Below are 21,564 nucleotides of genomic sequence, written 5' to 3'. Positions count from 1 at the left end.
AACTTCTTTGCTGTTGCGACTCCGGTATGTCCTTGCCGATAGTATGCGATGACTTCTCTCTTAAAGTCCAGATCGTAACGCATAAAAATACCCCATAAGTTGTGTCCAACTTATGGGGGTCAGTTCACGGTTGGGGCTTTTTGACGAAAGCGACTATAGAGGCTTTCTAGGTAGTAAGACCGCCTGACTAAGCTTTTTGCCGTCTTTTTAGCCACCGTGGTACGCGAGTTGTGCTGCCATTTAGTACCGCATTTAATAACGCGGCTAACAAAATTAACACCACGCCCAAATATTGAATCAACGACAGGGATTGATGTAGTAGTAGGATGGCAAGGGCAATCGCGGTCAACGGCTCAAATATAGTAAACACCGATGCGCGAGTGGCAGGGAGCTTTTCTAACGCTTTCATATAGAGTGCAAAGGGCACGACGGTGCCAACCAAAGACAGTCCCAAGGCGTAGCCCCACGTGTGCAATGGTAAAGTTAATAACTGCCCATAAGTATGATAGGTTTCTGGTAGTAATAACAACACGCTGGCACTGATGATAATAGAGGTAAAAAACACCAAAGGTGCGGGGTGTGCGTAGTGCATGGCGCGCTTGCCCAGAACCCCGTATAAGGAGTAGCACATACCGGATAGTAGCCCCAATATAATCCCCCAGTTTATCTGCGCCTCATCGCCTAACATCGTCAAGCCGACACCAGAGACTGCCATGAGTGCCAATAATGCTGACTGCCGCGTAATGGTTTCATTGAGTAAAAAGGCTGAAAACAATAAGCTAAAAACTGGGGCAGTATACAGCAAGGCAACGGCAGGGCCAGCGCCGACGTAGATCACGGCAAAGAAATAGCATACCGACATACTCAGGACACCTATCAAAGATTGAAGCGCCAGCCCAAGCCATTGTTTTGGTCGGAGTTTGACAAGATGTGGCCACAGCTTGGGTAGCATAACTAAAACAAGCAACGCTGCAGTGATGATGCGTAAGATGGTGATTTGCCAGCCACTAAAGCCGATCTGGTTGAGGTAAGTCGAAAAGATACCTAAAGTACCCCAGCAGATTGCTGCTGTAATGATCTGAATGGTGCCTATCCATGACTGCCGCGCTGCCGTTGCGCTGTGGGAGTTTGCCATATCCTGTCTCTTGTTTTTATCTGAGTGTCGCAATGCTCCACGATCTTATAAACGGTTCAGTCCTCTAAGACACGACTGAAGACCACACTAAAATAAGAAAAAAGACAACCCGGTTGAGGGCTGCCTTTTACACGTTTTTTCAGTGTCTCATTAAAGCGTTAATCAATTCCTAACGCAAGTCCGTTTGGTCTAAAATCTGCGTATCATGTTTTGAATGGCAGTCTGCTCTTTATTGCCCTTTAACATCACGTTTTAAAATTTGAATGTCTCGCTTTATACCTGCAATAAAAAATTACTTAGCAAACGCTTAGCGCCTTCGGTGGCAAAAGACTCTGGGTGAAACTGTACGCCTTGAATCGGGTAGTCTTTGTGCGCCAGTCCCATTATTTCATCACCAGCCAATGCCGACTCAGCCAAGCTTAGCTCTGTATGCGCATCATTGGCGACGACGGCAGTGACGGTTAGGCAGTCCGGTAGCGTGTCCGCTTGTACCATTAAAGAATGATAGCGCATGATTTCAACCTCTTGTGGCAATCCTTGATAGATGCCTTCACCATTATGGCGAATCGCTGAAACCTTGCCATGCATCGGCACACTGGCACGTACCACGTCGCCGCCAAACACGTGCGCAATACCCTGCATACCTAAGCAAACGCCCAATATGGGTGTCGTTTTACCCAGTGTTTCAATCACGTCTGCACAAATACCAAAATAAGCGGGATCATCAGGTGCGCCAGGGCCAGGTGAGATGATGATACGATCAAGATTCATCGCCTGTACCTCTGCTAAAGTCACCTCGTTATTGCGTTTAACGATGACGTTGGCAGCTTTACTCCCGTCCATTGTCTGTAAAATCTCACCGATATATTGGTAAAGATTAAAGGTAAACGAGTCGTAGTTATCGATAATTAAAACATTCATGGGTTATAAACTCTTTAATAAAATATAGTCAATTTACGGATGCATAAAACTGTCTAATACCACTTTCATCGCCGACAGTTTACGCTGAATCTCTACATATTCATCCGCTGGATTGGAGTCATAAACATTGCCACCGCAGGTTTGCGCGTAAGCTGACTCGCCGCTGATAAACAAGCTGCGGATGGGAATGGCAAAGATACAATCCCCATTAAAATTAAAGGAGCCGAGTGCCCCGCCATAAGCGCCGCGACCATCTGGTTCTAACTCATTGATGACTTTGATGGCTTCCACCTTGGGCGCGCCTGACAGGGTGCCGGCGGGGAAGTTGCTCGCGAGGGCGCTAAACATATCTTCGTTAGGGTGTAAGATGCCAACGATTTCAGAGGAGATATGCTGTACGTGTGAGAAGCGTTTGATGTCCATTAAGCTACGTACTTTTACGGTGCCAAACTGTGCCACACGGCCAATATCGTTGCGATGCAGGTCGACCAACATATTGTGCTCAGCAATCTCTTTAGCATCATTAAGTAAGGCGCGGGCGAGCTTACGATCTTCGACTACATCAGCGCCGCGCTTGGCGGTGCCAGCTAGGGGATAGGTTTCCATCTCACCTTGACGCAAGCGAAAAAGCAGCTCAGGAGAGGCACCGATGATGCATTGCTGGGCAAATTTCATAAAGTACATATGCGGTGATGGGTTCACCGTTCGCAGTTTGTCATAAATGGGCATCTTGTCACCAGTAATACGATATTTAGATTTAAAACCCACCTCGCATTGAAATATACGTCCAGAGATAATATCTTCTTTTACTTGCATGACGGCCCGGGCATGCTCCTCTTGACTCATGCCATCACCCAAAAATTCAACCTTGGGTGGCTCATAGTTTGGTGTTGGCGCATCAAGTAAGGCTTTGATTTGCTCGATACGGTTGTCTTGCTGAGCGGTGGGATAATAAAAATAGAAAATCTCACCGGTCATCTTATCAAGCGTTAAGCCATCCAAATACACACCAAATTTAAATGGCTCAAAGTCATCGCTGGCTTTGGCATTGAGACTCGGCTCAAAAAAATTCACACTGTCGTAACCCAAATAACCGACCAGACCGCCACTTTGGTCACGAGCAATGACGTGCTGCGGCGTAATCTTGCGCAGTAATTGATAAGGATTGTCGGTTTGATAGTGGCGTGTTTCAGCCGTTTTATTGTCAGTGATGGCAAGGGTGGTGCGATCTAGAGCGGCAACGGTCATGACAGGATCAAAACCAATGGCGTGGTGACGTGATATATGACTCTCTTCGCCTAGTGATTCGAGCAAATAACACGTCTCAAAAGCCCGCTCAATACGTTTAAACAAAGCAAAAAAATCAATATCTTGCGTGAGTTTAATGCGCTTCGGTTTGCTGGGAATATCAATAGGCGCAGGTTGGCTGTGCTGGGGCGTCGTAGAAATCATAACAAAATCCGAAATCATGTAAATGGGTGTCAGCTAAAAAGAAGAAAAATGTAGACAGAGTGCTTGCGTGCTTCAAGAGCCTTGCCTATGGGTCGCGAGCAAGGCACTGACGTCATGACTTTGCATGGCTTTAGCGCCTCGCGAGACCGTGGCAATACCGACGCCTAACTGCTCAGCTATATCACGCTGGGTTGCACCGCACTCTAACAAGTCAAAAATACGGATACGATTGGCAATCTCGTGTTGCTCTTTGTCCGTCAATAGCGCCCTGAATAGCACTTCGATATCGGTGCTGTCATGACAATTTGCTAAATGTTTTAATAAACTGTGATAGGGGTTAGTACTCATAATAGGTGTTCTTCATAAAAGAAAAAAATAGAGCGCTAGTCATTAGCTTGTTTCAGTATTCTAGTACAATAGTACATAAAAAACAAGTCATGAAAAAGGACACTCGTAATCTACCATAATAAAACCGTTTATTCCTCTCAAATGATTGCCACTCTACAGTTTCAAAAAAAACATCACGCCTCTAACGCTAACTAGCTGTCTATACCTGTGCTTCTGTCCTTATCTTCTCAAGAGTTAAGTAAGACAAGATAGGAAATTTCTCACATTAATTATTGCCATATTGTTAATACTTCGTTATTATGCCTCTCATTATTGAATGCTAACAATTATCATTAACATTGCTATTTGTATGCAAAGTTTGGTTGTTATCAAGACGCCAAACTGTCTAAAAGACAGTTCTCAAAAATAAACAGACCTCAAAAATTCTAATCCTGATAATAAAGCGAGTGTGTGATGCGTGAAGTAAAGCTAGCTAATCAATTGACGGTATTGTCCATGGGCGTGGCAGCGGTACTATGGTCACAAGCAGCCAGTGCCGCCACGGTAGAAAACCTACCAAATACGACCTTACAGACCATCACAGTGACTGCCAATAGCTCGGTACGTGACAATGTGCAAGAGGGCTCTGTTTATATAGATGATTACACTCCAGCTGCTCAAGCAAGCCATTTGAGTGATTTTTTAGAGGTAGTGCCAGGCGTTAGTGTCGGTGGCACGTCGTCGGTTAACCAGCGTATACGGGTGCGCGGACTTGATGACACCAATCTAAAAGTAACGATTGATGGCGCTCGTCAAGAGGGTGCTTTGTTTTATCATATGGGCGACGTCACGATTGATCCAGATTTGTTAAAACAAGCCGAGGTCGCGGTTGGTAATAACTCAGTGACACTTGGTAACGATGCCATCGGTGGTGCCGTGGCTTTTGAGACAGTGGATGCCGCAGACTTGCTTAAGCCGGGTCAAAAAATTGGCGCCAAATTGCACGCAGGCTATGGCAGTAACAATGATGAGCTATTGACCTCTGCCACCGTCTATGGCGCACCAGCAGAGAACGTCGATTTACTCGCGTATTATGGTAAGCGTGATGCCGAGGCGGGCGAAGACGGTGAAGGTCGCAAGATTCAAACCGAAGATAGTGAAGGCGAAAACATCCTATTAAAAGCTGGTGCTCATATTGCCAATGATCATCGTGTTGGTGCTAGCTTTAGCCGTACTGAGAATAAAGGAAAGTTCCCCCTACGTCCTGATTTTCCTGCCGGTGGTTGGAACCCCATTATTCCGCAAGAAGTCAAGCGTGATACTTATGCACTCGATTATAACTATAACCCAAGTAATCGCTTAATCGACGTTGATACCAATGTGTATCAGTCAAAGACTCAGATTTTACGTGATTCTGATTATCTGAAAAATCCTGGCTTTGAGTTTGATGCACAGGTAAAAACCACAGGCGCTAAGGTACAAAACACCAGTGTGATAGACAGCAGTATTATTGATGGTATCACTGGTACACATAAGCTGATTGCTGGTATCGAGCATTATAAAAAAGAGTCTGACTATAATAGTGTCCAGCGTGGTACTACCATACCTGTCAATGGTACGGATGAAGCAAAAAACACCTCCGTTTATTTAGAAGATCAATGGCAGGTGGGCAAACTGAGCCTAACGCCGGGCGTGCGTTATGACCGCTATGAGTCACCAGAGTTTGTCTCTGGCGGTAAGACTTATGACAATGTCGTCGGCGCGCTCGCTGCCAGTTACGAAATTGCGCCCCGTACACAAGTTTTTGCCAGCTATACCGAGCTGTTTAATGGCCCAGACTTAAGCCAAGCTATTTTTAACTCAAATGGTGCTGGCACCTATGTCAACAGTGACCTAAAAGCAGAAGAAGGCGCTAACGCGGAAGTGGGTATTACCACGACGCTACGCGACTTGACCATCGCTGATGACGCACTCCAACTAAGTGCTAAGTACTTTGAGACCGATATTGAAAATTATATTGAGTTTGTCCGCGCAGGGGACGGGAGAGTTGGTTTAGATTGTACGACAGGACAATTAAACGGTAGCTGCCAAGGCGTCATCAATAAAGATGAAGATTATAAGATTAAGGGCGTAGAGCTTGCTGCTGATTATAGAACGAATAATTTTAGCATGGGTCTAAGCTATGAACGTGCCCGTAGTGAAGGTGAAGATACTGGTTATAGCATCTCCTCAGTAAGCGGTAGCAGCTCTGAGTCAGGTGACAAATACATGGTCAACCTTGGTTATGCGCCAACAGACACGACAGAGCTTGGCTGGCGCAGTACCTATGTTGCTTCATTGACGCCTAACACTGGTGGTGATGATATCAAAAAACCCAACTATGATGTGCATGACATTTTTATGAGTTATTCACCAAAACAAGTTGAGGGCTTAAAAGCGACGGTTGGGGTGTATAACCTCTTTGATGAAACCTATGCCAGCCATGCATCACGCATCGTTAAGCCTCGGGAAGATGGTGCTTTAAGAACTGACTTTGAGATGGGTCGTAACATCAAAACCTCTTTAACGTATCAGTTTTAGTACTACGGTAACCTAATGGTAGTTAAAAAGTCAGCTGTCTTTATAGGAGAGCTGGCTTTTTTATTGCCAGTGAGTTTTTAACGAGGGGATAGCCGTTATAAAAACCATTTTTAACAGGCCATTAAAATAATCACTTAATAAAGAACCAAGATCAATGATTTCATTTCATATGCGCCAAAGCTGCCTTTGGATTCATCGTTATACCGGGCTTGCTATGGCAGCCTTTTTAATTGTCACTGGTATCACAGGTACGCTCTTGGCATTTCATGACGAGCTGGATGAGGTGTTTAATCATAAGCTTGCTCACATCGAAGCGCAGCCAAAGCCGCTGCTACCGATAGCTGTACTGCATGATGGTGTGATCAGCGCCTATCCAGACTATAAGTTTTCTAGCATGCCAACCTCACTATCGACCACCCAATCAGCAGTGTTTTCGGTAGATAGGATGCGAGGGCAGGCCGCCAAAAACACTGCTAAAGCGCCATTTCAGGAAGTGTATGTCAATCCTTACGACGGCCATATCATTGGTACACGTAATAAGGATGAGTGGGCATGGCAAAACACCATGTGGAAAGTGTTTTGGTTGCATCGGGATTTATTGCTTGGCGATATTGGCAAATTGGTACTGGGTATTGTGGCACTGGTTTGGACAATTAACTGTTTTATCGGCTTTTATCTCACCTTTCCAAGAGCGGTTAAATCACATAAGTCCAAGCAAGATGCGCGTCAGACTTTATCTGGCAAAAAGCGTGCTTCTTTACTGAAGCGCTGGCTGCCTGCATGGAAAATCCGGCGTAAGACCAATACCTTTAAGCTAAATTATGATTTGCATCATGCGTTTGGTTTGTGGCTGTGGCTCATGCTATTTGTCATCGCTTGGTCAAGCGTTGGTTTTAACTTAAAGTCGGTGTATCAGCCAGTCATGCAAGCAGTGGTAGGACTAGAGGGGAGAGAAGGGAGAGCACCCCAACCAAGCGCCCCCGTACCAACAGTCAAGTCGCCCAGCAGTGCAACGGTCGCTGGTACGAATGTGGTGAGCAAGGCCGATAGTATCGCGTATCTCAGTGCCCAGGCTGAGATTGCCGCTCACCGTCATGGGGCCCGCGTACAAGAACTACTGGGTATACGCTGGATGGAAGAAGACAACCAGTGGCAGATGCGTTTTAAAACGGATAAAGACATCGGTACGCACGGCGGGGCCTCATCAATTACGGTGAATGCAGCAACCGGTAAGGTTGAGCGCGTTCATTTTGGTAATCAAAGCGCATTTGGCAATAAAGTAGACCAATGGTTAGGGGCGCTGCACATGGGCCACATTGGTCAAGGGTGGGGACACCGATTGTATCAAGTGTTTTTAGCGATGATAGGTTTGGCCGTGACGGTGTTATCAGGTACTGGGGTTTATCTGTGGTGGAAAGGTCGACAGCAACGGGCAAAAGCGTTGCAAAAGGTGACGAGATAAATGCAAACAGGGCTGGTGCCAGATACGCCAGTCCTTACACGGTATCGACAATCACCGGACGATCTTGATGACTCAATACAGTCACATCGACGTTATACAGCGCTTTCATGGTTTCTTTGGTCAGGACATCGGCGGGCTTACCAACCGCCATCACTTGACCGTCTTTCATAGTAACGACGGTATCCGCGAACTGCGCGGCTTGATTGATATCATGTAGGACAATCACGACAGTTTTTTGTTGACTGTGGCTCAACTCACGTAGCTCACGCATCAGACGGCCAGCATGGTACATGTCCAAGTTATTGAGCGGTTCATCGAGCAATAGATAAGGCGTGTCTTGACAGACAATCATCGCAATCAATACCCGTTGGCGTTGACCACCCGACAAAGTCGATAAAAACCGCTCGGCTAGGGGCTCAAGCTCAAAGCGTGCGATCACTTCCTGTACTTTTTGCTGATCCTCACTTGTTGGTTGTCCTTGATGATAAGGATAGCGCCCAAACATCAATAGCTCATGCACCCGCAAGCGCCCTTGTACTTGATTGTCTTGTCCGAGCATGGCGACGGTTTTAGCCAACACTCTTGCATGACAGCTTGCAATATCATGCTCACCGAAACTCACTTGTCCCGTCTGTAGTGGTTGCAAGCGTGACATGACTGAAAACAAGGTAGATTTGCCCGCCCCATTGGGGCCGATTAGGGCAATGATTTGGGCACTTGGTAAAGACAACGTCACGTCATGTAGGATTTGCTGTTTACCAATGTGGTGCGAGATATTATCTATTTTAATCATAGCGTTTCTTGTGTTTATCGAATGGTAAATGGTCTTATTTTTAAGGCAGTCATGAAGTATGAGCGGCACTGTTTATTAACGACGCTGTTTATTAACGACGCTGTTTATTAATGACGCTGGGTCATAAAAATCAATAATAAAAATACTATCCCGCCTGCTAACTCAATGACGACCGATAGTACCCCGGCCATGCCCAGTACTTGCTCAAATACAGTCTGACCGAGCACTAAGCATATCATTGCCACCAAGCTGACCAATATCAGGCGCTCACTATGATACATATGGCGAGCGATACGGTTGGTCAACGCGCAGACTAATAAACCAAAAAAGGTTACAGGCCCGACCAGTGCGGTGGCAGTGGCGACCAACACCGCGATGACGGTTAGTAGCCCAAATGCTAAGCGTTGATAGTTGATGCCAAGGTTGGTGGCTTGTGCTTTACCTAACATCAATACATCGCACTGATAGCGCCAACGCCAAATAAACCACCCGCTAATGAGGCAAATAAATAAGCTGATACCAAGCAGTTGTGGATTCACCGTATTAAATTGGGCGTAACTGGCAGACTGTACCACGACGAAATCATCGGGATTAATCAGCCTTGCAATCAAGGCCGATAAGCTGCGAAATAACACCCCAAAGATCACGCCTACCAATATCAATCGGGTCAAATCTTGACTGCTTTTTGAAAATAGCAATTGGAATAACAACAAGGACGCGCCAAACATAAGGACAATTTCAAGCGTAAATTTGGCAATGGGATTGATACTAGTAAAGCTAATTGCACCCAAAAAGAAAACCAACAAGCTTTGCAGCAACACATACAGCGAGTCAAAACCCAATAAAGAGGGGGTTAAGATAGGATTGTGCGTCAAGGTTTGAAACAGTAATGTTGAGACGCCAATCGCATAGCCGACCACCATCAAGGCCAGTAGTTTTTTTCCTCGAAGCGGCAGAGCAAAATCCCAATGCCCATTGACATTGAGCGTTAAAAATAGCGTCATTGAGACAAGCAGTATAACGGCTGCAATTGATTTTGGATGGTTGGCGATAAATGCCCAAAATTGGGTTAAGTGACTTTGTCCCGTAGCCGATGAGTATTGATCATTTATCGCTGGGCTGGTATGGGTAGAGTCAGACTTTGTAGAGCTAGGCCTAGACGGTGAAAGCATGTTAAATCCTATGGTGCCAAGCTTATCTAATCAAACAAAATAACGATAAAATAAAAAAACATAATAAGCGGTAATAAGTGCTTATCGTTCAGAGGGGGCGCGCAGCAATAGCCATAAGAACAGCACCGTACCGACCACACCAAAAACAGTGGCGACAGGCACTTCAAATGGATAGCGAATAGTACGCCCAATAATATCGCACAATAAGACTGCCGATGCCCCTAACAGCGCAACTGCTGGCAGGCTACGGCGTAATTTATCCCCCATCACGCGGCTAACAATATTGGGAACGACCAAGCCAATAAAAGGGATCATACCAACCGTCACGACCACCACAGCGCTCATCATTGCCACCATGCCGACCCCAAGCCACGTGACCTGTCGTTTGCTAATGCCTAAGTTTAGCGCGATATTATCACCCAGACCGACGATGGTCAGCTTGTCAGCAATAATGTAAGCTAGGATACACAGTCCGCCCGTCAGCCACAAAAGCTCGTAACGCCCTGCCAAGACCCCAGAAAAATCACCAAATTGCCAAACACTGAGCATCTGTAACGACTCGGTTTGATAAGCGATAAACGTGGTCACCGCCTCAATGATACCGCCAAAGACAATACCAATCAGTGGGATCATCAAAAAATCAGTCGGTGGAATACGGTGAATCAGCAGCATAAATAACATCATGCCAAACACGGCCGCGATGGTGGCCACGCCCATTTTTATAATGAGTGCGCTGGCTGGAAACAGCAAACTGACCACCAACAGTCCAAGTGCCGCGCTTTGGGTCGCACCGACCATCGATGGTTCAACGAAGCGGTTTTTTAGTACCACTTGAATGATCATGCCTGCCACTGCCATAGCAATACCAGTCAAGATAATGGCAATGGTCCGTGGCATGCGGCTGACAAGCATCAGTGAGCTATCAGAGTTTGCACTATGGCTGATAACGCTTTGCAAAATACCTGCCCACGAAAAATCCGCCACACCAATAGACAAACTTAATAACACCAAAAGCCCCATAATAATGAGGCTCCCCGTGTTCATTAACCACGGCGGTATCGCGGCACGTCGATGTGTAAGGCTCAGGCCGTTACTCGCTCTTTTTTGCCAACTTGATGAGGCTGTTGCCAAAGAAGAGCTCTCTTTAACGCTGGTATGAGCACGATGTGAAAATAACGACATAGTGGCTACTGGCTTAGAAAGTGAAATTTATAACGGAAGTTCAGAGCAGTGGCTCGAACAGTGACAGTCTTTATTTAGAGCCAGCAAACGCGTTCTTAATAGTGGTCAAATCTTGTATCCACTGATAATAGCCACCGAATGCTAGGTAAGAGTCTGGGCTAAGGTATACCACTTGATCTTTACTCCAAGCATTGGTTTGTGCCACCAGTGGATTGTCTAACACCGCTTTGGCACCGACGCCATCTTCGCCAATCGCCGCACTACGATCGAGGACAAATAACCAGTCTGGATTGGTCTTTTGTATATACTCAAAAGAGACAGGTTGGCCGTGGCGGGCGTCTTTAATTTGATCATCGGTCATGGGTACACCAAGGACAGAATGGATAAAGCCATAGCGTGATTTATCACCATAGGCAGACATTTTATTGCCATTGACCATAATGACCAAACCTGTACCTTTGTTTTTGGTCACGGTTTTAGTGTCGTCAATAAGGGTATCAATATTCCCTTGCAGTTTTGCCGCTTGATCACTTTTACCAAATAACGCCCCCAAATCATGTAAGCGCTGCTTGCTTGATTCATAAATGTTTGCTGTATCAATCGTCATATCTAGCGTTGGCGCGATATTCGATAACTCATCATATTTTTCTGCCATACGTGAGCCGATCAAGATAGCTTGTGGCTGCATCGCGTTTAACGCTTCAAGATCTGGCTCAAACACGGTGCCGACGCCTTTTGGTTCAGGCTGAGTTTTTGCATGTAAGTTATCTAACACCAGATTGCTTGGGGCGCCATCGACAGCCACATCAAGTGCGGCCAAATCTTGCATCAAAGTCATGTCATAAACGACTAGCGGCGAGGGATTGATTGCTAAATCAACATCCCCTTTCACCGTATTGACCGCGATGGTTTCAGCAGAGACGGCGTCATTATTGGCAACATTTGAGGCGGCGTCAGCGGTTTGGTTTTCAGCTTTGCTTTCTGCTGGCTCAGAGTCGTTCGACTCAGGTGAGCTACAGCCTGTCACACTAATGGTGGCCACAAGCGCTGTCATGATTGCAGTCAAGAGCGGGCGTTTAAAGAGAGGGGCAGTAGAGCGATTAGAAAATAAAGTCGTAGACATAAATAACTCGGTACATTAGATAATTAGGAGAGATGTGAATAAAACAGTGGCCATGTAAAATAAAAAGCGTTTGCTTGGTGCAGCTGTCCACACCATGGAGAGCTTGTCGATATAGTATTAAAAACTATCCACTTTTATGACTTGGTTTTTTGTACTTATGTTTTTGGCGCTTGTGTTTTTATCATCGTAAGAATTTTTAACATTATAAGATGAGTATCCAAGAGGCGTTTATGATAAATTAATTGAGACTCATTATCAATACAAATGATAATGATTTTTATTAACGCTGTTAATATTGAATCTAAAGTGAGCCAATACAAAAAAGCTGCGCGCACTTGTATCAGCAGTCATTAGCTTTATGACACTGGGGCAGCAAAATTTTTATAATTTATTATTGATAATAATTATCGTTTGCATTATTATCTACGCCATTCTATTTTAGTTAATTAATATTAGGGTGTTATGAGTTCAACGGATTTAGGGGCGCCACCACTTAGACTGATACTTACGGCTATTGTTATAGTTGTGGGGTTGCACTTATTGACGGCAATAGCACTAGTGGCGATCAAAACACCTGAACTAAAAATTGAGTCAGAAAAGAGCCCGTCGCCTATCGAGATAGAGCTGGTCACGTTGCCTACTAAAGAGGCCACCTCTGAGGTGGAGGTGAAAGAGGTAACTCCTATAGAGGAACCCGCCCCTCAGGTTATAGAGCCAAAACCAAAGACCGTACCAGAAGTAAAGCCCCAACCAAAAAAACCAGTCGTGCCAGTAGTAAAAGAAGAGAAAGTTAAGCCTAAAACAACACCGGTAGTGCCAGTAAAAAAACCAAAGGCTGAAGAGCGGCCAAAAGAAACCCTGGTAGAACCCAAAGCTGATGCGAATGAACAACGTAAAATCATAGCGGCCCAGGCTAAAGCGGCGCAAGAAGCGCAAGCTAGGGCAGCACAAGAAGCCCAAGCGAGAGCCGCTCAAGAAGCCCAAGCGAAAGCAGCACAAGAAGCGGCAGCCAAAGCGGCTCGTGATGCTCAAGCCGCAGCTGATGCCAAAGCAGCAAGAGAAGCCGCCGAGTCGGCTGCTCGAGCCAAAGCAGCAAAAGAGGCCCAAGCGGCTGCTCAAGCAAAAGCCCAAGCGGCTGCCGCTGCCAGTAATACGCCTGTGAATTTTACAGCGAGCGCCGCGAATTGGGCCTCTGCGCCAAACTTTAGCTTTCCGGATCGCGCTGCCCGTAGAGCCCGATCAGGCGATGTGTTAGAGGTGGTGTTGGTGTTAAGAGTGAATAAGCAGGGCGGTATTGATAGCGTACGTGTGGCTCAATCCTCAGGCAATACTCTGTTAGACAAAGAAGCCCAGCGTCAGGTCCGTTCTGGTACATTTAGACCCTTTACAAAAAATGGTGCACCCGTTGTGGGCAATGTCACCTTACCTATCGCTTATAAGGTGCCGTAATATATAGCTGCATTACTTTAAGTAATGCCACTTTAAATAACGCCACCGCGATAGACAATCAAGTAACAGCAATGAAATAACAACTCAAGGAGTCTGACATGGACTTTACAGCGTATTGGCAATACAGCGACATGGTGACCAAAAGCCTGTTCTTTGTACTTTTGGCCCTATCCGTCATTTCATGGGTAACTGGCATCATTCGTGTGTTGCAAAGCCGCAAATTGGCAGCCAATGTTGCAGACGATTTGAGTCAGCAGATTCAGCCAAAACAAGCCGAGCTCACAGAGTCGGATGCTGCTACGCGGCGTTTGGTCACTGAGCAGATCTTGCTCAAGCACATTGGTCGCTACCGTTTTGCCAGTGAGCGCGGGCTGCCTATCCTTGGTACGACAGCAGCGATTGCGCCATTTATTGGTTTGTTTGGCACGGTGTGGGGGATTTTTCATGCACTGCACAATATTGGTATGAGTGGACAGGCAGGATTGGGGCAGGTGGCAGCACCAGTAGGTGAGGCACTTATTATGACTGGTCTTGGTATCGCGGTCGCTATTCCAGCTGTGGTGTTTTACAACCTTGCGGTACGCATCAACCGCCGTGTGATGTACCACGCCAACGACAGAGCGCACGATCTATTAGCAAACTCTGCAAAATTGGCCGCTAGCCCCCAGTCTCGAGCAAACAGTACGCCCATCGCCACTCAAGCTCAGTCAGCCAAAGGTCAGCATATAATGGCAGAGGCAGAGGGAGTCCAGCAAGCCGGACATTATAGTCGCTCAGCTTCATCATAATCATGGCAAGAAGCGATTGATAAGGTTGTCAGTCAAGAGAGAAAACAGATAGCAGTATTGTGAATAACGAATTGTATTGAGAGTAACTATGGCATTTCAATTGGGTGATGATGACGTACAAAGTATGAATGAGATGAACCTCATTCCGCTTATCGATATCATGCTGGTATTGATGATTATATTTCTACTGACTGCGACCGTACTAAATCCGACGGTGCCATTAGACTTGCCGAAGACCAGTGCGGCGGTGAATGAGACCCCACCAGAAGCCATTCAAATTAGTATTGATAAAGACGCAGGAATATTTTGGGACAGCGATCCGATTAGTATGGAGGAGTTAGAAGTACGGCTACAAGAGCAAAGTGTGGCTGGTAAAGACCCCTCTGTACAACTGCGCGCTGACAAAGAGAGTAAATATGATACCGTCGCTCAGGTGTTGGCAGCCACCAGCCAAGCTGGACTTACCAAAGTAGCCTTTGTCAACGAGTAGCTGTCATACGTAAGCTGTGTAGGCAACTACATGACAACGGTTTTATAGCAACGGTCTAATAGTGACAGTCAGACCTTCTATATCAGTAAGCTGGCTAACAAAATCAGTAAGCTGATGAAGAGAAAAATCAATAAAACAATAAGAAGAATCATTAAAATAATAAATTTCTCCTTCAACCTCGTTTGGGTAACCTTGCGAGGTTTCCTTTGTTTTTAAGGTGTTTCTGGTTTTTAGAGACAGCCGGTAGTCCCAGTGCGTCCATGTCTAGAGTCTAGCATTTACCAGCCGAAGCCAAATGGATGGTAGCCGTAACCAAAACGCCCAGGCCCATAGCCAAATGGGTAGGGTGAACGTAAATAATCGAGATCGCGCTGGCGGATATAATAGTAGCGTCCTTGAGCGTAAGCCTCTTCTAGCTTTTCGATCCCCTCGAGTGGGCAAACAGGCTGCCAATCATATCCTTCACGTCCGAGCTTATAAGCATTGAGTTCGGTACAGTATTTCTTGAGGCCCTGCAGGCGACCTTGCTCCCATTGTATGCGGTTGGGCATGACGCCGCCGACACGCGCACAGCGATCAGCATAGTGTCCAAAGTAAGCTCCTGAGCGCCCCTGTAGGCCGTCCGCATAGCCCACTTCTTGCCAGTTGCTGTCCTGACACTGCTCAGGGGTTAGGCTTTGGGTCGTGGCACAGCCTGATAAGGTCAGCAATGCCGCGCTTATTAAGGGTATGGTCATACCAGTTAGGCTGATGGATTTATTGGCCAATTTACTAGAAAAATCAGCGATTGATGAGTTCAGCTCAATAAGATAATTCATAATAAACCTGCGCGCGTTTAAAATTATGGTTTATCATAGCACTTTTTTATACTGACAATTTTTTATATCTTGTTATTATGTTGGTATTTAGTGGTGCTAAGTGTTTGATATATAGTTATAAATAGCAGCGGTGGCGTGGGCTGAGTGAGTGATGTTTTGAGGATTAGACAGGCACTGTGCTTGATTTTTAATGGTTCATGCTCATTATAAGTCCCTATATACCAGCGACTTCTCTTATAGACAGATGGTCAAATAATGGCAGTTGTGTGGTTAGCGTTACTTTAATTTAGTCAAAAGGTCAGACTATCATGGGAATATTGATTGGCGTTGTCATTGTACTATTCGTATTAGGGAGTATGATGGCGCTCAAACCTAACGGTATCGATCAGCGTTTGGATAAGCTGCGTATGACCGCGCGTCGACTACAGCTAAATCCAAAGCTCGTTGCGTGTCCTGACTGGATAAAAGGGCGAGACAATGAGTATGGTCGCGGCATGATGGGGCAATATTGTTTGGTTCTAGAAAATACACAGCTGCCGCACACACGTTATCAAGTAATCGATGGACAATGGCGACCAGACAGCAGTTTTGTCGATACCACTAAAGAGGATGTCAGGCTCAATATCCCAAGTGCTATTCGTTCGACTCAAGGCCATACCAATACGGCAGTCAAGAAGACCAATTTTAGTCTGGACAAAACACCGCTGGATTTACCAGTCAGTGTTGAGCCGTTCGTCAAGGGCTTACTGACTAAGGCAAATAGCATCATTATTTATTGGGAAGATATTGCCTACGTGCGGCCCTCAACCAACCCCGCTTATCAGCAAAAATTGATTGAAGCAGACTTGTTGGTGCTGAAGCAAAACCTTGAAAATTGGGCGCTACAGATGCAGAAAAAGACTGCGGAGTAATAAAGTGTTTTTAATCTCCAATAATAAGCAATATGCAAGCACTTTTGGCAAACGCCCAGTCATTTACAGTTGACAGTTTAACGCTTAGCAGTGTAACGTCTTTATAACTCACTCTTTAACTTATGGTTATTGTTTGTTTTTTAACCGTTTTTATGAGTCACTATTATTACAATAATTCGCTGAGCTGTTATAACTAACGATTATAAATTGCCATGCTGCTGAATTTATCCTTACTTTTAATCTACTTATATTATGGTGTCGTCACATATGGCAAAAACCACAACCAAAAAAAGTCCAGCCACGGCTGCTGACAGCCCAAAGGGTAGGTCTTTGGTGATTGTAGAATCACCGGCCAAGGCAAAAACGATCAACAAATACCTTGGTGATGACTTTATCGTACGTTCCAGTATCGGCCATGTCCGTGATTTACCGGTCAGTGCCAGTAAAAGCGCTAAAAAAACAGCCACTACTAAAAAAGATGACAGTCTGAGCAAAGAAGAAAAAGCACAGCAAGCATTGGTGCGGCGCATGGGGATAGACCCAGAGCATGATTGGGCGGCCGTCTATGAAGTACTGCCAAACAAAACCAAAGTCATCAAAGAGCTCAAAGCCTTAGCCAAAGACGCTGACAAGATATATCTCGCAACGGATATGGACAGAGAAGGGGAAGCGATTGCTTGGCATCTAAAAGAAGTCATTGGTGGCCCTGACAGCAAGTATCAACGTGTGGTCTTCAATGAGATTACCAAATCAGCGATTCAAAATGCCTTTAAGCAGCCATCAAAGCTCGATATCGACCGTGTCAACGCACAGCAAGCGCGGCGTTTTTTAGATCGAGTGGTTGGCTTTATGGTCTCGCCACTCTTATGGCAAAAAATCGCTCGTGGTCTGTCGGCAGGCCGTGTACAGTCGGTTGCCATGCGTTTGGTGGTTGAGCGTGAGCATGAGATTCGCGCCTTTATTCCAGAAGAGTATTGGCAGATTCATGCCGATACCCATATTGCTGATAGCAAAGCCAAAAACACCAAAGACGCTGAGCAAATCGGTATTCGTTTGGAGGCGACCAAGCAAGGTGGTAAAACGCTTAAGCTCGTTAATAAAGAGCAAACCGATAAAGTATTAGCAGTGCTTAAAGCAAGCGACTTTATCGTCAAAGAACGCGAAGAGAAACCAACGCAGTCACGGCCAAGCGCGCCGTTTATCACCTCGACTTTGCAGCAAGCCGCCAGTACACGATTGGGTTTTTCTGTTAAAAAGACTATGATTTTGGCTCAGCGTCTATACGAAGCGGGTCATATCACCTACATGCGTACCGACTCGACTTTTTTGTCTGGAGATGCGCTAGCGGCCGTGCGTGGTCATATCGAGGACAGCTATGGCGCTAAGTATGTGCCAGAAAAGCCTAACTTTTATGGCAATAAACAAGGGGCCCAAGAGGCGCATGAAGCCATTCGCCCCTCTAATGTCAATATGAAGTCAACCCAGCTTAAAGGGGTTGAGCGTGACGCCATACGTTTGTATGAGCTGATATGGCGTCAGTTTGTCGCCTGTCAGATGCTACCTGCAAAATACCTATCAGTGAATTTATTTGTGGCCGCAGACGATGTTGAGCTAAAAGCGCGCGGTCGTACCATGGTATTTGATGGCTACACAAGAGTCATGCCACCAGCCAAGACCGACGATACCTTATTACCTGATGTCAAAAAAGGCGATAAATTAACGTTAGATAAGCTCGATCCGAGCCAGCACTTTACCAAGCCGCCACCGCGTTACACTGAGGCAAGCTTGGTAAAAGAGCTTGAGAAAAAAGGCATTGGCCGTCCATCGACCTATGCTTCTATCATCTCGACCATTCAAGATCGCGGTTATGTGAAGCTTGAAAATAAGCGCCTGTTTGCCGAAAAAATGGGTGATATCGTCACCGATAGACTGACGGCCAGCTTCCCAGACTTGATGGATTATACCTTTACGGCCGCATTAGAGGATAAGCTCGATCACGTGGCAGAAGGTGATAAAGACTGGAAAGATGTGCTTGATAGCTTCTATGGCGAGTTCAAAACCACGCTTGAGCATGCCAAAGAAAAAGACGGCATGCGTCCGAATGATCCAACCGATGTGCCAGATGTCCATTGCGATATTTGCGACCGTCCGATGCAGCTGCGTACGGGCTCAACGGGAGTGTTTTTAGGGTGTACGGGCTATAACCTACCGCCAAAAGAGCGCTGTAAAGGCACCAAGAATTTGATGCCAGTCGAGGCTTTTGCCAATCTTGATGAAGGCGACGCGGCCGATGAGACTGCCGAAGTCAAAGACTTGATGGAGAAAAAGCGCTGTCCGAAATGTGGAACGGCGATGAATGGTTATATCGTCGATGGTGGTCTCAAGTTGCACGTCTGTGGTAACAATCCTGATTGCGACGGTTATATCTTAGAAGAAGGTAAGTTCGAAGTGCCGGGCTCAGACGCGCCGACCATCGACTGTAACAAATGTGATGGACAGATGGAGCTAAAGACGGGACGGTTTGGTCCTTATTTTGCTTGTCAGAAGTGTGATAACACTCGTAAAGTTCTCAAAACAGGCGAAGCTGCGCCGCCGCGTATGGATCCCATTCATATGCCGGAGCTAAAGTCGACCAAGCATGATGATTACTTCATTTTGCGGGAAGGGGCGGCTGGTATGTTTTTAGCGGCATCCAAGTTTCCAAAAGTCAGAGAAACACGTGCGCCAAAGCTTGCTGAGCTGAGAGAAATTAAAGATAAGATGGAAGATAAGTTCCAGTATCTGTTTGAAGGCCCAGATGAAGATCCGGAGGGAAATCCAACGATACTGCGCTGGTCGCGTAAGAAAAAAGAGCAGTATATTGGCTCTGAGAAAAACGGCAAGGCCACCCGTTGGGGTGTGTATTGGCGTAAAGGTGAATGGGTAGAGGAGTAATTCTCCTTTATCTTTCGGCTTCATATCAAATGTACAGCCTGCCACATTGTTTGAACCATAAAAAAACCTCTTAGGATTCTAAGAGGTTTTTTGATTAAAGTAGCAAGTAAATATACAAATTTTGCTTAATCTTAAATCACTGTGCTTAATCTTAAGTCACGATCTCTTAAGCCACTGTGAGAATTAGGTTTTTTCGATGATACCACAAGCGACGCGTTCACCAGCGTTACCAGATGGCTGGCTCTGATAGTCGTCAGCGTTAGCGTGGACGATAAGTGCCAAGCGATTGACGCTGTATTTGCCTACTTCAGCAGCAGAGATTTTTTTATTCACATAATTAATCGTAGCAATGCCATCTTCATTGGCCGTTAAGTTTGGCAAGTCGCCAGCATGTCCATTCATATCATCTGGATGGGCGTGTGGGTTGTTATCTGGGTTAAAGTGGCCACCTGCCGCTTTGCCCATATTGGCACAGCTACCCGTTTCATGAATGTGTAGGGCAACTGTTTTGCCCGGTTGTAAGTTCATAAGTTTGCCGTACACTTGGACACCGCCATCAACTGGGCGTAAAAATACTTGACCAACTTCATTTTTATTACCATCAACTGCTTTGATCGTTGACTTTAACACAGGCTGGCTCAAAGGATTGCCAGTTTGCATTTGATTCTCCACTGTTTGGCAACCAGTCATCGCTAAGGCTGAACCACATAGTAAGGCACTTGCAAGCATTGTCTTATTCATTGTTATCTCCATTTATCGTTAATCATTATGACGAATATATTTAGCTATAATTTTATTTAAAATGTTCGAACATTCCTTATTGTCACGGATTAGTATAGCCAAGCGCTCGCTATAGTTATTCATCAAATGCGCAACAGTCGGTTAATAAATGTAAGTAACGTATGGGTTTGAAAATTGTTTTAGAAAAGAGGTATCAGCATCACCTACTCATATTACGACCACCATTTTTATTTAGTATCGTAAACTCTCTTTGGTAGTTCTTGGTTTTGCCAGACTAAGGTTTCACCTGATTCCATCGTTTGCAATAAATTATAGCTAGGCATGTCTGTTTGGTTTTTTGATGATGTTGATATTTCCTCTGAGGATTGCAGACTTAAGCTAAGCTGGCTACTGCTATCACGCATTAGATTAAAAAGAGCAGTTTCAATGCGATTGCCTGTCTCACCGCAGCCCATCATCGTGCTGATAATCATGCCAATTTTTAGCGTATTATCGTCCAGTAGAAAATAAGGGGCACCAGAGCCGTTACAGCCAGAATTAAATGATACGTATGTTTGGTCAGAATCGTCTCTAAAGGTAACAGAAATAGGCCAGTCAGAATGATAGAAATTACCTATAGGTTTTCTAGAAACAAGCTGCCCTTTGTCATCGTAATGATTATCGACAGCACTGACCAAATGCCAGTCATAGCGCTTTAATAGTTCAGCATTTATCGGTAAACTCGTAGGTGCAGGTAGCGTTTTTGCCATCCCTGTAAAGACAAGTTGATTGCCGTTTTCCATGATAAGTGCAAGGCGCTTTGGCGCAGCAAACGTATTACCTTGTGAGGTTGATGGTACTGTAGGTAGCAACTTAATCCCAAAAAGATACGTGCCGTAGTCCTGAAACAGCGTGCGGATATTGTGGTCATCAGGCCTACTTGTCGTGCAGGTCGCTGGTAACTGTACAATATAGCTGGCATAACTGTATGGAGGCGCGCCAGTAAATAGATCGATTTTATCGTGATTGCAACCTTGATAAAAATGCAGGCTACCTGGGTCAATAGCCAAACGGATAGGATCTGTACCGTGGATAGTGATGGGCTGACCGTCATATCGCGTTACCTCTGACAGTTGCCAGTTGTAGCCACTGCTCCATTGCATCACTTTATTCTCTGGAATCTCGACTGTATCGGTTTGTGCAATACTGTCTGACATAGATAATGATGTGTTACTCATCGATTGGCAACCTGATAGTGCAAGCAATGTACTACAAAACATTACGCTGGCAAGTATTACTTTTTTCAT

The 21,564-nt window shown here is 45.6% G+C and carries 18 protein-coding genes; 7 read left to right on the top strand and 11 right to left on the bottom strand.

The features are described from left to right. Window positions 1-187: 187 nt before the first annotated feature. From DVY93_RS10965 to DVY93_RS10950, 4 genes are all read right to left on the bottom strand, one after another. Entirely contained in the window at window positions 188-1,135 is a 948-nt protein-coding gene (locus DVY93_RS10965; protein WP_230710790.1) for a DMT family transporter, read from the bottom strand. Window positions 1,136-1,408: 273 nt separating this feature from the next. Beyond that, a complete protein-coding gene (locus tag DVY93_RS10960) occupies window positions 1,409-2,056 on the bottom strand; it encodes an anthranilate synthase component II (protein ID WP_193005411.1) in 648 nt (215 codons plus the stop codon). 33 nt (window positions 2,057-2,089) lie between these two features. Beyond that, a complete protein-coding gene (locus DVY93_RS10955) occupies window positions 2,090-3,508 on the bottom strand; it encodes an anthranilate synthase component I family protein (RefSeq protein WP_230710788.1) in 1,419 nt (472 codons plus the stop codon). 72 nt (window positions 3,509-3,580) lie between these two features. Next, on the bottom strand, window positions 3,581-3,856 hold the full coding sequence (locus DVY93_RS10950; protein WP_198333957.1) for a Trp family transcriptional regulator: 276 nt from the start codon (window positions 3,854-3,856) through the stop codon (window positions 3,581-3,583). 453 nt (window positions 3,857-4,309) lie between these two features. On the opposite strand from DVY93_RS10950, the gene DVY93_RS10945 reads away from it, so the two are divergent. After that, the gene (locus DVY93_RS10945) at window positions 4,310-6,415 is read left to right on the top strand and encodes a TonB-dependent receptor domain-containing protein (protein ID WP_230710786.1); all 2,106 of its coding nucleotides are present in this window, start codon (window positions 4,310-4,312) and stop codon (window positions 6,413-6,415) included. Between the two features lie 169 nt (window positions 6,416-6,584). Next, entirely contained in the window at window positions 6,585-7,877 is a 1,293-nt protein-coding gene (locus DVY93_RS10940) for a PepSY-associated TM helix domain-containing protein (protein ID WP_230710784.1), read from the top strand. Window positions 7,878-7,911: 34 nt separating this feature from the next. Here DVY93_RS10940 and DVY93_RS10935 read toward each other — a convergent pair whose 3' ends face one another. From DVY93_RS10935 to DVY93_RS10920, 4 genes are all read right to left on the bottom strand, one after another. After that, window positions 7,912-8,670 (bottom strand): iron ABC transporter ATP-binding protein, encoded by a 759-nt coding sequence (locus DVY93_RS10935; RefSeq protein ID WP_193005406.1) that lies wholly within the window; start codon window positions 8,668-8,670, stop codon window positions 7,912-7,914. Window positions 8,671-8,777: 107 nt separating this feature from the next. Continuing rightward, entirely contained in the window at window positions 8,778-9,842 is a 1,065-nt protein-coding gene (locus tag DVY93_RS10930) for an iron chelate uptake ABC transporter family permease subunit (RefSeq protein ID WP_230710782.1), read from the bottom strand. Between the two features lie 81 nt (window positions 9,843-9,923). After that, the gene (locus tag DVY93_RS10925) at window positions 9,924-10,886 is read right to left on the bottom strand and encodes an ABC transporter permease (RefSeq protein WP_404815015.1); all 963 of its coding nucleotides are present in this window, start codon (window positions 10,884-10,886) and stop codon (window positions 9,924-9,926) included. A gap of 208 nt (window positions 10,887-11,094) precedes the next feature. Then, on the bottom strand, window positions 11,095-12,147 hold the full coding sequence (locus DVY93_RS10920) for a siderophore ABC transporter substrate-binding protein (RefSeq protein ID WP_230710780.1): 1,053 nt from the start codon (window positions 12,145-12,147) through the stop codon (window positions 11,095-11,097). 462 nt (window positions 12,148-12,609) lie between these two features. Between DVY93_RS10920 and DVY93_RS10915 the strand changes: the two genes are divergently transcribed. The 3 genes from DVY93_RS10915 to DVY93_RS10905 all read left to right on the top strand — a co-directional run bounded on the left by DVY93_RS10915 (window position 12,610) and on the right by DVY93_RS10905 (window position 14,874). Next, a complete protein-coding gene (locus DVY93_RS10915; protein WP_193005402.1) occupies window positions 12,610-13,596 on the top strand; it encodes an energy transducer TonB in 987 nt (328 codons plus the stop codon). A gap of 98 nt (window positions 13,597-13,694) precedes the next feature. After that, complete coding sequence (locus tag DVY93_RS10910; RefSeq protein ID WP_230710777.1) at window positions 13,695-14,384, top strand: MotA/TolQ/ExbB proton channel family protein; 690 nt, start codon at window positions 13,695-13,697, stop codon at window positions 14,382-14,384. Between the two features lie 88 nt (window positions 14,385-14,472). Continuing rightward, window positions 14,473-14,874: an ExbD/TolR family protein gene (locus tag DVY93_RS10905; protein WP_230710775.1), complete on the top strand. Its 402-nt coding sequence runs from the start codon at window positions 14,473-14,475 to the stop codon at window positions 14,872-14,874. 278 nt (window positions 14,875-15,152) lie between these two features. Here DVY93_RS10905 and DVY93_RS10900 read toward each other — a convergent pair whose 3' ends face one another. After that, window positions 15,153-15,692 carry a DUF2799 domain-containing protein gene (locus DVY93_RS10900; protein WP_230710774.1) on the bottom strand — a complete coding sequence of 180 codons (540 nt, stop codon included), beginning with the start codon at window positions 15,690-15,692 and terminating at the stop codon, window positions 15,153-15,155. 308 nt (window positions 15,693-16,000) lie between these two features. On the opposite strand from DVY93_RS10900, the gene DVY93_RS10895 reads away from it, so the two are divergent. Together DVY93_RS10895 and topA are read left to right on the top strand one after the other, a co-directional pair. Then, complete coding sequence (locus DVY93_RS10895) at window positions 16,001-16,603, top strand: hypothetical protein (protein ID WP_230710771.1); 603 nt, start codon at window positions 16,001-16,003, stop codon at window positions 16,601-16,603. Window positions 16,604-16,870: 267 nt separating this feature from the next. Beyond that, on the top strand, window positions 16,871-19,537 hold the full coding sequence (topA, locus tag DVY93_RS10890; RefSeq protein WP_230710769.1) for a type I DNA topoisomerase: 2,667 nt from the start codon (window positions 16,871-16,873) through the stop codon (window positions 19,535-19,537). Between the two features lie 183 nt (window positions 19,538-19,720). Here topA and DVY93_RS10885 read toward each other — a convergent pair whose 3' ends face one another. Together DVY93_RS10885 and DVY93_RS10880 are read right to left on the bottom strand one after the other, a co-directional pair. Then, the gene (locus tag DVY93_RS10885) at window positions 19,721-20,278 is read right to left on the bottom strand and encodes a superoxide dismutase family protein (RefSeq protein ID WP_230710767.1); all 558 of its coding nucleotides are present in this window, start codon (window positions 20,276-20,278) and stop codon (window positions 19,721-19,723) included. Window positions 20,279-20,505: 227 nt separating this feature from the next. Then, complete coding sequence (locus DVY93_RS10880) at window positions 20,506-21,564, bottom strand: META domain-containing protein (RefSeq protein ID WP_230710765.1); 1,059 nt, start codon at window positions 21,562-21,564, stop codon at window positions 20,506-20,508.

The sequence above is a fragment of the Psychrobacter sp. CCUG 69069 genome, assembly GCF_021023115.1.
Taxonomy (GTDB): Bacteria; Pseudomonadota; Gammaproteobacteria; order Pseudomonadales; family Moraxellaceae; genus Psychrobacter; species Psychrobacter namhaensis.
Note: the sequence above shows the minus strand (reverse complement) of the source record. Positions and strands in the feature narration are given on the sequence as shown.

Coding starts and splice junctions, on each gene's coding strand:
- DVY93_RS10920 (WP_230710780.1), bottom strand. CDS start 12,147: ATGTCTACGACTTTATTTTCTAATCGCTCTACTGCCCCTCTCTTTAAA.
- DVY93_RS10900 (WP_230710774.1), bottom strand. CDS start 15,692: ATGAATTATCTTATTGAGCTGAACTCATCAATCGCTGATTTTTCTAGT.
- DVY93_RS10960 (WP_193005411.1), bottom strand. CDS start 2,056: ATGAATGTTTTAATTATCGATAACTACGACTCGTTTACCTTTAATCTT.
- DVY93_RS10950 (WP_198333957.1), bottom strand. CDS start 3,856: ATGAGTACTAACCCCTATCACAGTTTATTAAAACATTTAGCAAATTGT.
- DVY93_RS10955 (WP_230710788.1), bottom strand. CDS start 3,508: ATGATTTCTACGACGCCCCAGCACAGCCAACCTGCGCCTATTGATATT.
- DVY93_RS10945 (WP_230710786.1), top strand. CDS start 4,310: ATGCGTGAAGTAAAGCTAGCTAATCAATTGACGGTATTGTCCATGGGC.
- topA (WP_230710769.1), top strand. CDS start 16,871: ATGGCAAAAACCACAACCAAAAAAAGTCCAGCCACGGCTGCTGACAGC.
- DVY93_RS10885 (WP_230710767.1), bottom strand. CDS start 20,278: ATGAATAAGACAATGCTTGCAAGTGCCTTACTATGTGGTTCAGCCTTA.
- DVY93_RS10905 (WP_230710775.1), top strand. CDS start 14,473: ATGGCATTTCAATTGGGTGATGATGACGTACAAAGTATGAATGAGATG.
- DVY93_RS10940 (WP_230710784.1), top strand. CDS start 6,585: ATGCGCCAAAGCTGCCTTTGGATTCATCGTTATACCGGGCTTGCTATG.
- DVY93_RS10895 (WP_230710771.1), top strand. CDS start 16,001: ATGGGAATATTGATTGGCGTTGTCATTGTACTATTCGTATTAGGGAGT.
- DVY93_RS10935 (WP_193005406.1), bottom strand. CDS start 8,670: ATGATTAAAATAGATAATATCTCGCACCACATTGGTAAACAGCAAATC.
- DVY93_RS10925 (WP_404815015.1), bottom strand. CDS start 10,886: ATGAACACGGGGAGCCTCATTATTATGGGGCTTTTGGTGTTATTAAGT.
- DVY93_RS10910 (WP_230710777.1), top strand. CDS start 13,695: ATGGACTTTACAGCGTATTGGCAATACAGCGACATGGTGACCAAAAGC.
- DVY93_RS10915 (WP_193005402.1), top strand. CDS start 12,610: ATGAGTTCAACGGATTTAGGGGCGCCACCACTTAGACTGATACTTACG.
- DVY93_RS10880 (WP_230710765.1), bottom strand. CDS start 21,564: ATGAAAAAAGTAATACTTGCCAGCGTAATGTTTTGTAGTACATTGCTT.
- DVY93_RS10965 (WP_230710790.1), bottom strand. CDS start 1,135: ATGGCAAACTCCCACAGCGCAACGGCAGCGCGGCAGTCATGGATAGGC.
- DVY93_RS10930 (WP_230710782.1), bottom strand. CDS start 9,842: ATGCTTTCACCGTCTAGGCCTAGCTCTACAAAGTCTGACTCTACCCAT.